The organism is Prevotella sp. ICM33 (assembly GCF_000517825.1).
Classification (GTDB): domain Bacteria; phylum Bacteroidota; class Bacteroidia; order Bacteroidales; family Bacteroidaceae; genus Prevotella; species Prevotella melaninogenica.
Genome location: NZ_JACD01000021.1, coordinates 24,143 through 37,914, shown reverse-complemented (window position 1 = coordinate 37,914; position 13,772 = coordinate 24,143). Strand labels below are relative to the sequence as shown.

General features: G+C 42.9%; 6 protein-coding genes. 3 read left to right on the top strand and 3 right to left on the bottom strand.

Going from position 1 to position 13,772, the window contains the following annotated elements; genetic code table 11:
* The first annotated feature begins 782 nt into the window (after positions 1 to 782).
* Positions 783 to 4,181 carry a glycosyltransferase gene (locus HMPREF1505_RS03705; protein WP_036922713.1) on the top strand — a complete coding sequence of 1,133 codons (3,399 nt, stop codon included), beginning with the start codon at positions 783 to 785 and terminating at the stop codon, positions 4,179 to 4,181.
* A 73-nt stretch (positions 4,182 to 4,254) separates the two neighbouring features.
* Here the strand turns inward: HMPREF1505_RS03705 and HMPREF1505_RS03700 are convergent, their stop codons facing one another.
* From HMPREF1505_RS03700 to HMPREF1505_RS03690, 3 genes are all read right to left on the bottom strand, one after another.
* The gene (locus HMPREF1505_RS03700) at positions 4,255 to 4,728 is read right to left on the bottom strand and encodes a hypothetical protein (protein ID WP_036922711.1); all 474 of its coding nucleotides are present in this window, start codon (positions 4,726 to 4,728) and stop codon (positions 4,255 to 4,257) included.
* Between the two features lie 901 nt (positions 4,729 to 5,629).
* Positions 5,630 to 7,501 (bottom strand): hypothetical protein, encoded by a 1,872-nt coding sequence (locus tag HMPREF1505_RS03695; protein WP_036922723.1) that lies wholly within the window; start codon positions 7,499 to 7,501, stop codon positions 5,630 to 5,632.
* Between the two features lie 34 nt (positions 7,502 to 7,535).
* Complete coding sequence (locus HMPREF1505_RS03690; RefSeq protein ID WP_231480330.1) at positions 7,536 to 7,763, bottom strand: aminotransferase; 228 nt, start codon at positions 7,761 to 7,763, stop codon at positions 7,536 to 7,538.
* A 1,290-nt stretch (positions 7,764 to 9,053) separates the two neighbouring features.
* Here HMPREF1505_RS03690 and HMPREF1505_RS03685 point away from each other — a divergent pair.
* Together HMPREF1505_RS03685 and HMPREF1505_RS03680 are read left to right on the top strand one after the other, a co-directional pair.
* On the top strand, positions 9,054 to 12,155 hold the full coding sequence (locus HMPREF1505_RS03685; RefSeq protein ID WP_036922706.1) for a SusC/RagA family TonB-linked outer membrane protein: 3,102 nt from the start codon (positions 9,054 to 9,056) through the stop codon (positions 12,153 to 12,155).
* 31 nt (positions 12,156 to 12,186) lie between these two features.
* Complete coding sequence (locus tag HMPREF1505_RS03680; RefSeq protein WP_036922704.1) at positions 12,187 to 13,737, top strand: RagB/SusD family nutrient uptake outer membrane protein; 1,551 nt, start codon at positions 12,187 to 12,189, stop codon at positions 13,735 to 13,737.
* Positions 13,738 to 13,772 lie beyond the last annotated feature (35 nt).

The window sequence follows — 13,772 nt, the reverse complement described above, 5'->3', positions numbered from 1 at the left end:
ACGGAGGCACCGTCGGTGCATAGAGCGACGGAGCTTGTTTGCCAATTCTATTAGCAATTTATACACAAAGCGTTTACCTCAAAATAGTTATCAAGAATTTGTACGCTACACCTCCGTCGCTCTTTTGTGCCGTCGGCACCTTCGTGACATTGTGTTTAGCTCCGTCCCCTCCGTGACTCCGTGTGCCTATTATATAAGACGTTTAGTTTCACACTCCATATTTCGGAAGCAGCTTATATAAGACGTTTAGTTTATCACTCCATATTTCGGAAGCGGCTTATTATTTTCATATAAATGTGTTTGTCTTTATAAGAAATATTGTACTTTTGCACTTGTAATAGGCAAATCCTTTTGCCCTTTCCATCTTCCTGAAAGGTATTAGGACTTTGTTATGACAGATTGGAGAGTACTTGCAGGCTGTGAAGCGGAGCATAATCGTTTTGAAGAGCAGTACTACAGTGCGTTCCTTTGAGCAAAAGAATATTCTATGTAGGAAACAAAAACGGCTTAAAACACAGGAAGTAAGATCGAGAAGGATAACATTTTTTTTCTTAGATACAATCGACGGATTGTCACTTTATGCGTAGAACCTTTATATTCTTATAGGTGAAAGAAGTCATCCGCTTATTATGATAGGAAGTAACAACCCACTTCCCATGTTTATATCTAAGGAATAAGATAGTGGGACAAAAGCCCGAAAAAAGAATTAGAGATACAGAAATCATCTATAGAAGGATGTCTATAGATAATAATTATTGCTTTCATTTAATAGAAAAGAAACAATGAGCAAGCAAGTTTTTCAGACAGACTCCCGTCAGCGCTGGAGTTATTTTAAGTGGACCTTACGCGTCATTCTTACGATTCTCTCATTGTTAGGAATCGTTTTCTTGGCAATGTTTGCCTTGGAAGGAAGTCCTCAGATGCCTTTCCGTCACGATTATCGGAATGCAGTAACAGCGTCATCACCTTATACCAAGGATAACAAGACGGCAAAGCTGTATAAGTCGTTCCGCGACTTCTTCAAGGAGAAGAAGATGCACAATAACTATGCGAAGGCTACGATTAAGAAACAACGATTTATTGGAAAGGCAGATAGTCTGACACAGAAATACTTTCGTGAGTGGGACGATCCACGAATCGGTGTGCGTTCGGCATGGTATGTAAACTGGGATAAGCATGCTTATATCTCTCTGAAGAACAATATCAAGCATTTGAATATGGTTCTGCCAGAGTGGTTTTTTATCAATCCTAAGACCGACAAGGTGGAGTATCGGATTGATAAGCAAGCACTGCGGTTGATGCGTCGAACAGGTATTCCGGTTCTCCCTATGCTCACCAATAACTACAACTCCGACTTCCATCCAGAGGCGATAGGACGTATCATGCGTGACGAGAAGAAGCGTATGGCACTTATCAACGAGATGGTTGGGACGTGTCGGCGCTATGGATTTGTAGGAATCAACCTCGACTTAGAGGAACTTAATATTCAAGACAACGACCTTCTTGTCGAATTGCTCAAAGACTTCTCACGTGTTTTCCATGCGAATGGGCTTTATGTAACACAAGCCGTAGCCCCTTTCAATGAGGATTATAACATGCAGGAGCTGGCGAAGTATAACGACTATCTCTTCCTCATGGCTTATGATGAACATAACATTGAGAGTCAGCCGGGAGCGGTTAGTTCGCAGCGATGGGTAGAAAAGGCTACCGACTGGGCTGCAAAGAATGTTCCGAATGATAAGATTGTCCTCGGTATGGCTACCTATGGATATGATTGGGCAAACGGAGAAGGCGGTACGACCGTGTCATTCGACCAGACAATGGCTATTGCACAAGATGCAGATGCAAAGGTAAAGTTCGATGATGACACCTATAACGTGAACTTCTCTTATCAGAATACCGATGATAAAAAGGTTCATCAAGTGTTCTTCACCGATGCTGCCACCACGTTTAACATCATGCGTTTCGGTGCAGAGTATCATCTTGCAGGCTTTGGCTTATGGCGTTTGGGAACTGAAGACAATCGTATATGGCGTTTCTATGGTAAAGATATGTCATGGGAGAGTGTGGCAAGGATGTCTGTTGCGAGGCTGATGCAACTCAACGGCACCGATGATGTCAACTTTGTTGGCTCTGGTGAAGTGCTCCAAGTGACAACAGAACCTCACCCTGGAGACATCTCGATAAGGATAGATAAGGACAATCGCCTTATCTCAGAGGAATATTATCGTGCCCTTCCTTCTACTTATACCATCCAACGATTAGGTGAATGTAAGGACAAGCAGCTTGTTATTACCTTTGATGACGGACCAGACAGCCGTTGGACTCCTACCGTACTTAGTACGCTGAAGAAGTATAATGTCCCTGCAGCGTTCTTCATGGTGGGACTGCAGATGGAGAAGAATCTGCCATTGGTAAAGCAAGTATATGAGGATGGCCACACCATTGGTAACCACACCTTCACCCACCATAACATGATTGAGAACTCCGACCGCCGCTCTTATGCAGAGTTGAAGTTGACAAGAATGTTGATAGAGAGTGTGACAGGACATAGTACTATCCTCTTCCGTGCGCCTTATAATGCTGATGCCGACCCAACGGAACATGAAGAGATATGGCCAATGATTGTGGCAAGTCGTAGGAATTACCTCTTTGTGGGAGAGTCTATCGACCCTAATGACTGGCAGTCTAACGTTACAGCCGACCAGATCTATCAGCGTGTCATTGATGGTGTACACCATGAAGACGGACATATCATCTTGTTGCACGATGCGGGTGGTAGTTCTCGAAAGCCTACCCTTGATGCGCTCCCACGTATCATAGAGACCTTGCAGCATGAGGGTTATCAGTTTATCTCCCTCGAACAATACTTAGGTATGGGCAAGCAAACACTGATGCCTGAGATTAATAAAGGTAAGGAATACTATGCGATGCAGACCAACCTTTGGTTAGCAGAGATGATCTATCATGTCTCAGACTTCCTCACAGCTCTTTTCCTTGTCTTCCTTGCCTTGGGAATGATGCGCCTGATATTTATGTATGTACTGATGATAAGAGAGAAGCGGGCAGAGAACCGACGCAATTATGCTCCTATTGATGCTGCCACAGCACCAACAGTTTCTATCATCGTACCGGGTTATAACGAGGAAGTAAACATCGTGCGTACCATCACTACGCTTAAGCAACAAGACTATCCTAACCTGCATATCTACTTCGTTGATGATGGTAGTAAGGACCATACACTCGAACGTGTACATGAGGCTTTCGACAATGATGATACGGTTACGGTGCTTGCTAAGAAGAATGGTGGAAAGGCTTCAGCTCTCAACTATGGTATCGCTGCCTGCCGTTCAGAGTATGTCGTTTGTATTGATGCCGACACCCAGTTGAAGAATGATGCGGTAAGTAGATTGATGAAACACTTCATCGCTGACACAGAGAAGCGTGTCGGTGCGGTGGCTGGTAATGTGAAGGTGGGTAATCAACGGAATATGCTAACCTACTGGCAGGCTATTGAATATACGAGTAGTCAGAACTTCGACCGTATGGCTTACTCTAATATCAATGCTGTCACCGTTGTGCCTGGAGCTATTGGCGCCTTCCGAAAGGAGGTGATTGAAGCCGTGGGAGGCTTTACAACTGATACCTTAGCAGAAGACTGCGACCTGACGATGAGTATCAATGAACATGGATACATCATCGAGAACGAGAACTATGCAGTGGCATTGACCGAAGCGCCAGAGACACTCCGCCAGTTTGTGAAGCAACGTATCCGTTGGTGCTTTGGTGTGATGCAAGCCTTTTGGAAGCATCGTTCCTCTCTCTTCTCTCCTTCAAAGAAAGGTTTTGGTCTATGGGCTATGCCTAATATGCTTATCTTCCAGTATATCATCCCAACCTTCTCACCATTGGCTGACGTACTGATGCTCATCGGACTCTTTACGGGTAATGCCCTTCAGATATTCTTCTATTACCTCATCTTCCTTGTTATCGATGCCAGTGTGTCTATCATGGCTTATATCTTCGAGGGCGAGCGTCTGTGGGTTCTTCTGTGGGTTATCCCTCAACGATTCTTCTATCGTTGGATAATGTATTACGTCCTCTTTAAGAGTTATCTCAAGGCGATAAAGGGTGAGCTGCAGACATGGGGTGTGTTGAAGAGGACAGGGCATGTACAATAGCCCCACCCCCTTGCCCCTCCCCCATAGGGAGGGGAGTAGAATGCGAGATACCCCTATTGGTTAGGGAGAACTTTTAGCCATTCTTTAGCAAATTGTTACCAGCACTCCCCCTCTCTCTCGGAGAGGGGGTTGGGGGGTGAGGTTTCCTTATCTCCAACCTCATCGGGTCCTGTATATTTGCCTTACTAATCAGTTGCAAGTAGCGTTCGCGGAGCGGACCGACCCTAACATTCTTTCGGGCACGCACTGATGAGATAACCGATGAAGGGTTACAGGGTTCGCGCACATGAAGCACCCTACAGATATGATGTACGATGGTTTGGAAGTCCATTGGCCTACCGCATTTATCCATTAGTCGTCCTGTCTCCCAAACCATGTGAGCCAAGTCGATGAGGTCACACTTCAAGCCAGTCCAATACAATCCTTCCTCCTCGCTTCTATTGATTAGGTCGCAGAAGTTATCAACAATCCTTGTCGTCAGTCGGTCTTCCTCCTCTTGAGTCCAGAGGTGGGCAGCCTTCATTACTATATTAACTTTCTTCATCATTGTTCTTAGTGTTTTTTTTGTTATAGAATAATGGTTTTAATCATCTACCACCTTCTTTATTCGTGACGCAGTGTAGGTCAGTAGGAGAAGTCGTCGGGTGGCATTCGCATCGTCCCCCTATAGAAACAGCCTACTGGGGAGAAGACTGTTTCGTGAGGTTGCTGCAAAGGTAAAACCCTAAAGTGCAGTATATGTTCAATACCAAAAATTTTTTCATTAAATAAAACTAACGAAATGACCACTAATCTGATTCAGAGGAACAAGACAGGTGAGCCGCATTAAAAGTTAAGGGTTCATCTATAAAAACTACTAATCCTTATACTTTGAACTTTGAACATTGAGCTTTGAACTTTATGATATGTACCTTTTATCTTTGAACATTGAGGTTTGAATATTGAGCTTTATGATATGTACCTTTTACCTTTGAACTTTGAGGTTTGAGCTTTGAACTTTATGATATGTACCTTTTAACCTTTGAACTTTGAGGTTTGAACATTGAACTTTATGATATGTACCATTAACGACTACGAATTTCACGAATACAAACAGAATGTGGATGAGTAGACATGTGGTATATGATAGAAAGATGAAGTATGAGGGTAGAATAAACAAGGTAATGATGAACAAAAGGCTGGGTAATAGAAAGACAAAGTAACAGAAGAACAGAGGTAAAGAGTTAGTAACAAAGCCTTTAACTGCTTCTTTGGTAGAAAGGGAATTACAACTATCTCTTAAATTACGAATAGGATAAACTTAAAAAAGAAACCCCACCACAGTAGGACTTGCATCCGAATGTGGTGGGGTTTATAGTGCCTTGCTTTTATGCGTATAAAAGCATAAACTTAACTTTCTTGTTAGTCTTTAGAGAAAGCCTTGTTGCGTGGTAAGTGCCATCGCCGTCCTATTTGATATTGGCAAATGGCGCATAAACAGGGTCCTCTTGACCATCATCGCTAACTAATACAGGGCGGATGGCAGATGCCTGAGCTTTATTAGCAGCTGCACTTTCATAAGCCCACTTAGTAGGACCAAACATAAAGTGTTTGGTTACGATAAGACCTGAAGACTTAGAAGTCAGATATTGTCCATAAGCACCTGATCCCCAAGTCATATCCCTTAGACCCATCTTGTCATTAAGTGTTATACGTCTACCTGTAATTGGTAGGAACAAGCCGATGTTAGCACGAACAAGTGCTGTAACATTCTTGTATTTATCGTATGCTCTTACACCTGTAGGGAATGCCTTAAGTCTATTAGAAGCACCTCCATTATTAGTTGTGTAGTATGCACCATATACGATAGTACCCTTATCGGTGTAACAGTAAGCTGGTTGTACATTAGCATTATCAAAGAGAGACAAGATATCAGCTTCTGTAGGATAACGATACTTCCTATGATTGTTCATCGTGTAATACCAAACAATGTCACCATTTTTAGCCTTTGAACGGTCACTTGTTTCTTTTCTCAAAGGACCATCACCTTCATAGAATTTCTGATTAATATCTTTATTTCCACTCTTATACGTATTTGATTTCAGATTGAGAGCGTTTTCGATATCTCCAAAGCGGAACAAGTCTACATCATCTGTTGTTTGTACAGGTGAATTTGCAAACTGTGATGAAACAAGAGTTCCACCTGAAGAAGTTTCATTACGATGGCTATCTATGTACATAGCACGCTTTGAAATCCACCACTGTGTAGGTGCAATACCCCAGTAGCCGCCATTAACAGGACCATAGTGGATAAAGTTACCTGTAGCCCATTTAACACCCTGTACCTCAACATAAGCCTTCTGCTTAGGTTCTTCCATCTTCAGAAGGTCTGAACGATATACGTTGCCTTCGTTAAAGGTGATTGAGCTATAAGTTCTCTGATATACTTTATTTTTTGCGAATACCATGACAACAACGTCTGTGTATGTGCCTGGGATGAACGCTGCATAGGTGTATTTACCATTGGCAGAAGTAAGCGTCTGACCTTGTTCTGGCTTGATAACGAGGTTTGTTCGCTCATCATCAAAGTTGTTCTCTACGAAAGTACCTGCATCAAGATTAAATATATCACTACTCTTTACATTTGAGATATAGATAGAGTCGATGTTTGTAAGAGGTTGGTTACTTTCGTTTGTAAAGCGCAATCCCCAAATAGTAACGATACGTTTTAGCTTACCAAGACTTACGTCGACTTTCTTTCCTTCAACCTTCTTTGGCTTCTGCTTAGTCCATTGGAAGTCGAAACGCTCACCAATAGTCTTTGCTGTACCATCCTGCTTAGAGAGGTTTAGCTCGACAAGTTTCTGTGTTTTGTCGCTTGTCTCATGATAAAGACTACTTCTATCATTGTTTTCAACAACAGGTGTAATGGTTCTTTTATCGCCTTGTGCAGCCTTACCAGGATAGAGGAAAGCTATCTCGCTATTAGTAGTGAGTGGCTTCTTAGAATCGATATCACCGTCAAAGCGGCTTTTACCACCTAAATTCTTATTTGTAATATAGCTATAGTTAGCAGTATGGAGGTCATCCCCACCTACTACATAAGTTAAAATCTCATCTTGCTCACCCCATTCAGACTTAATCTTATGAGCAGCATCTTCACTCAGTGCACGTGTAGCAGGTTCCTGCTGCAGTGAGCTTGTGCCATCAGCAACGAGGCTATAAGTATGGATAGTTGTGTTCTCGGCTGTAGAGCTGTCTACATCGTCATGACAGCTTGTCAGCAGTGGAGCAGCCATCAAGAAGCATGCTACAGGAAATAAGACATTCTTTTTCATCATCTTCATTTCTTAATCGTTAAAAATAAAATCTTTGTTATTCTTCTGATGTAAGCCAACTTGGCTGCCCCTTAGATTGTGCACCACTATTTCCGAATGGGTTTGGTGTATTGCCATTACCACTGCCGCCTGTTGGGTCACCTCCCTCAACAGGGTTTGTTGTTGTCCCACTAATCACTAAAATGTGTGACTCAGCCTGTACATTAACACACGTACAAACAGGCTGCAGATAAGACATTTTCTGCATCGTTACATTACTTTTCATAACTTAAATACCGTTTTTGGATTTACTATGTTGTTTACCCTGATTGTTATTATTTCTTTACAAAATCTACCAATCCGTTAGTTTATTGCTGCAAAGTTACTTATTTGTCCTAATAAAAAAGAGAAAAATTGCAAAAAGATTGTGTGTGATTATTAATTAAATTAATTCTTTGATTAAAATCAATTAATTAAAAATCGTACACTTTAGCTTATCAAAATGTAAAGTGCTTATAAAACATACTTAATTGTATTGTTGTTTTCTAACTTCAAATTAGCTGTTAGAATCTAAACAGACAATCTCACAGTATTAATAAAAGTATGAGAGAAGTTGGCATGTTATTCTGTCTTCGTGCAAAAATATGTCATTGAAGTATATGTCTCTATGTCATTCTGTCTTCTCATCTCATTCTGTCTGTCAAAGTTTTTCACAGTCAGTAAATCAAAAGGGCATAAATAGCGTGCGAATTAACGGCTTTTTGGCTTGCAAAAGGTGCCCTTTAAGGCGCTTACTAACGCCCTTTTGAAGTCTTATTAAGCACCTTTTGAAAACCATTTTTGCAACTACCTGATAGCAAAAGACTTACAATGGTGCAGAAATAACTTGTTTTTACCCCCTTTCACTTACTTTTCCACAATCGAAATGTAAAGAAAACCTCCCCCAACCCCTCCAAAGGAGGGGAGTGCCTAACGGATAAATATGGTTCTTTAAAATTAAAATACTTTGAACTTTGAACTACGAATTTCTCGAATGACACGAATTATTTAGCAATAAGGATTCGCACAATTAGAGAAATTCGTAGTTCCATATTGACAAGTAGACAAGTGAACGAGTTAATTGCAGCGATAAACCGCAGCTAACATCGGTAATCATAATTATGGATTATGAATTCTGAATTCTGAATTATAGTAGTAATCATAATTATGAATTATGAATTATGAATTCTGAATTAACAAAGGATTATGAATTCTGAATTTTGAATTATGAATTAACAAGCCTTTGCTTGTAAAAAGCAGTCTTTTTGTGTTTATTTTTGTTAAATACTTGATATATGATAAGTATTGTTTGCGTGTAATATGTTATCTTTGTATTAAGAACCTACAAAAAAACGGATGGGAATGTGAGAAAGCATGGATAACTTTTGAACATCTATTTGATATAGGGACCTACATTTTTAATATAGAGACCTACATTTCATATAGGACACACCTATTATATATATAAGGCTGCCCCACATCTGTTTTTGGGCAGACCTAAGTCAGAATAAGATTATTATCAAATATAAAATAACTAATGAGAAAAGGAAAGATTCTACCAGTAAGTGTTTTCCTATCTTGCTGCTCTTTGACCGCTTTTGCCAGCAGTCATGTCACTTCGGCTGACAACTTTGGCAAGAACGTAGTCGTTGCTGCAACTAAGGCAAATACCGCTAAGGTATTAGGAACACAGCAATCAAGTGGTGACGTGAAGGTTACCGGAACTATCGTAGACAATGCTGGCGACCCAGTTATCGGTGCTACTATCCGCGTGAAGGATTCGCAGCATGGTACGACCACCGACCTCGATGGTAAGTTTGAGATTATGACACATAAGGGTGCTACGCTTATTGTCAGCTATATCGGTATGAATACTGAGGAGGTGAAGGTAAGTGGTGATGCACCATTGAACATCACTTTGAAGGCTGAGGCTCATCAGATTGAGGAAGTTGTGGTAACCGCTTTGGGTATCAAGCGTTCAGAGAAGGCGTTGAGCTATAACGTTCAGAAGGTAGGCGGTGAGAACCTTACAACGGTTAAGAACCCTAACTTCATGAATTCACTCTCTGGTAAGGTAGCCGGTGTGAACATCAATGCTTCTTCTGCTGGTATGGGTGGTGCAGCCCGCGTTGTGATGCGTGGTCCTAAGTCAATTACCCGTAGCAATCAGGCTTTGTATGTAATCGACGGTGTGCCAATCAACAACACCAGTCAGGGTGAGATTTCAGGTGGTGCGTTCAGTTCACAGCCGGGTTCAGAAGGTATTGCCGATATCAACCCAGAGGATATCGAGTCAATCAGCGTCCTCAGTGGTCCTGCTGCTGCTGCCCTCTACGGTTCAGCTGCTGCGCAGGGTGTCATCATGATTACCACGAAGAAGGGTAAGGAGGGTAAGGTAAGTGTGACTGTAAGTAACAGTACACAGTTTGCTAACCCATTCGTCATGCCAGAGTTCCAGAACTCTTACGTAAACCGTGCAGGCGACGTGAAGTCATGGGGCGCAAAGACTCCATCAGTCTATGGTAACTATGAGCCAAAGGACTTCTTCAATACAGGTACGAACGTTCAGAACAACGTTGCTCTGACTGCAGGTACTGACAAGAACCAGACCTATATCTCAGTAGGTACGACGAATGCAAAGGGTATCATTCCTAATAACAGCTACGACCGTTATAACTTTGCATTCCGCAATACAACAACGTTCTTGCACGACAAGATGACCTTCGACTTCAACTTCAATTACATCAAGGAGCATGATAAGAACTTGACAGCTCAGGGTCAGTACTTCAACCCATTGACCGCTGTTTATCTCTTCCCACGTGGTGAGAGCTTCGACGCTGTTCGTACATACGAGCTTTACGATGTGACAAGAGGAATTAATGTTCAGAACTGGAACTTCGGTGATGCGTTGAGTATGCAGAACCCATATTGGGTAGCCAACCGTATGGTTCGTTCAAACAACCGTAGCCGTTACATGATCAGTGCAAGTCTTAAGTATAAGATTTTCGACTGGATGGACGTTGTGGGTCGTTTGCGTTGGGACGATGCAGGTACAAAGCAGGAAGACAAGCGTTACGCTTCAACAACCAACCTCTTTGCTCACTCAAAGTATGGTTTCTATGGTTATGACAAGGTGAATGACCGTTCACTCTATGGCGACTTGATGTTCAATATCAACAAGACATTGAATGACTTCTCAGTATCAGCCAACCTCGGTGGTTCATTCACACGTAACAAGTATAATGTAACAGGTTTCCAAGGCGGTTTGAAGGCACCTTCTAACTTGTTCACTCCAAACGCAATCGATTACGGTTCAGCAACCGCTGACAACCGTCCAATCTTCACAGACCATGCACACAAGATTAACTCACTCTTCGCTAACGTAGAGTTGGGCTGGCGCAGTATGCTGTTTATGACTGTAACAGGTCGTAACGATTGGGACTCAGCTTTGGACGGTACCGACAATGTATCCTTCTTCTATCCATCAGTGGGTATGTCAGCAGTTATCTCTCAGATGGCTACACTTCCATCATGGATTAGCTACATGAAGGTGCGTGGTTCATGGGCATCAGTAGGTTCTGCGATCTCTCCAAACATCACCTCGCCATGGCGTTATCAGTATAACCCAGCGTCAGGTACTTATAGCACCGTAACTTATAAGTTCCCATCAAACTTCCGTCCAGAGCGTACGAACTCTTGGGAGGCAGGTTTGACTTCTCGTTTCTTCAATAATGCACTTACTTTGGATGTTACAGTTTATCAGTCTAACACCCGCAACCAGACCTTCCTTCGTCCTATCACAGGTAGCCAGGGATTCTCTTCTGAGTATGTACAGACTGGTAACGTAAGAAACCGTGGTATTGAGCTTGCATTGGGTTACAGCCATACATGGGGCAACTTCGCATGGAATACTAACTTCACCTACAGTGCTAACCGCAACAAGATTGTTGAGTTGCTCGACGATCCTAACGAGGTTATCAACCAAGGTGGTTTGAATGGTGCTAACATCATCCTTAAGAAGGGCGGTACGATGGGCGACCTCTATATGACCAGCGACTTCAAGCGTGACGCAGAAGGCAATATTGCTATTAAGGATGGTAACGTATCACAGGTGAACCTTACCAACCCATCTTATCGTGGTTCAGTACTTCCAAAGGGTAACATCGGTTTCTCTAACGACTTCTCTTGGAAGGGCTTTAACTTCGGATTCGTTGTAACTGCACGTTTCGGTGGTATCGTAATGTCACAGACACAGGCGTTGATGGATGCTTACGGTGTATCAAAGGCATCTGCTGATGCACGCGACAAGGGCGGTATCGCAGTAAACAATGGTTTGGTATCAGCTGAAAACTACTATGCCGTAGTAGGTGGTGAGAACCCAATCTGGTCAGAGTATATCTACAGTGCAACCAACGCACGTATCCAAGAGGCACACCTCGCTTATACTTTCCCACGTCGAATGTTGGGTGGTATGGAGCTGACACTCGGTTTGACAGCTAATAACCTCCTCATGCTTTACAACAAGGCACCATTCGATCCAGAGGCAACAGCATCAACAGGTACCTACTATCAGGGCTTCGACTACCTCATGCAGCCAAGCCTTCGCACACTTGGTTTCAACGTGAAGCTGAAATTCTAAACATTTAACCACTCATTTAATCGAAATATAAATGAAAAAGATTAATATATATAAGGCGGTCACAGCTTGTACATTCGCAAGTGTGATGCTATGCTCAATGTCGTCTTGTACAGACGGATTCCAAGAGGCAAACCGTCCTGGAACGGGTGCTTCTCTCGAAGACTTGTCGCGCGACAACTATCAAACCTCTTCTTTCCTCGTACAGATGGAGAACGAGGCTTTCCCTGAGCAGGAGAATGCTTACCAGATGAACGAAGACCTTATCGGTAACTACTTGGGCCGTTACATGACCTATGCTAACAATGGTTTTGCTGAGAAGAACTTTGCTCGTCTAAATGCTCCTAATGGTTGGGTACGCTATCCGTTTAAGGATTCTATGACAAAGACGGTGTCTGCTTTCAAGGCAATTGACAACGTGACAAAGGGCGAAGGACCAGTTTATGCTTGGGCATTGATTCTCCGTGCACAATCGTTCATGCGTCTTACAGATATGTACGGACCACTTCCTATCGGTGCTGATGCTACTGACGGTAATGCTTACTCTTCTCAAGAGGATGTTTACAAGAGCCTTATCGCTGACCTCAACAAGGCTACAGACGTCATCAAACCATTGGTTGCTTCTAACCCTAATGTTACTATTGCTGAAGAGTTAGACAAGGTTTATCAGGGTAAGATGGCTAAATGGTTGAAGTATGCGAACTCTTTGAAGCTTCGTATTGCTATCCGCATCCGTTATGTTGAGCCAACATTGGCAAAGCAGTTGGGCGAACAGGCAGTACAGGACGGTGTCATCACAAGCAATGACGACAACTGCGCTATTGCTTATACACCAAACGGACAGTATAAGACATCTGTAGAGTGGGGTGATAGCCGTGCTTGTGCCGACCTTGAGAGCTTCCTCACAGGTTACAACGACCCACGTCTGACGAAGTTCTTTACCCCAGTAGAGGGTGGTATTCGTCCAGTAATCGGTTGTCGTGCCGCTGCGAAGATTGGTAATAAGACCACAGCAGGTAAGGCTTACTCAGCTGCAAACATCAAGATAGACAGCAAGGGCGTATGGCTCACAGCCTCTGAGATGGCTTTCTGTCGTGCAGAAGGTGCGTTGGCAGGCTGGAGTAATATGGGCGGAAGTGCTAAGGACCTCTATGAAGAAGGTGTGAAACTCTCCTTCGAGCAGTGGGGTGCAGGTTCTGCAACAGCCTACTTGGCTGATAACACATCAACCGAGAAGAATTATGTTGACCCAATCAGCGAGTACGGTGGAGATGTTAGTGCGGTTAGTACAATCACTATCAAGTGGGACGACTCAGCTACTGACGAGCAGAAGATGGAGCGTCTGATTACTCAGAAGTGGATTGCAATGTTCCCTAACGGACAGGAAGGCTGGAGCGAAATCCGTCGTACAGGCTATCCAAAGGTGTTCCCTTTAGCACAGTCAACAGACTATAGCATCCAGGTTGCTAACCGTATCCCATTTGATATTGATGAGGCTACCAATAACAAGGCAAACTATATTAAGGCTGTACAGCTGTTAAAGGGTAATGACGACTATGCAACCAAGATGTGGTGGCAGCGTTAAACGATATCTATCATACAATAAACATTCGATAAAAA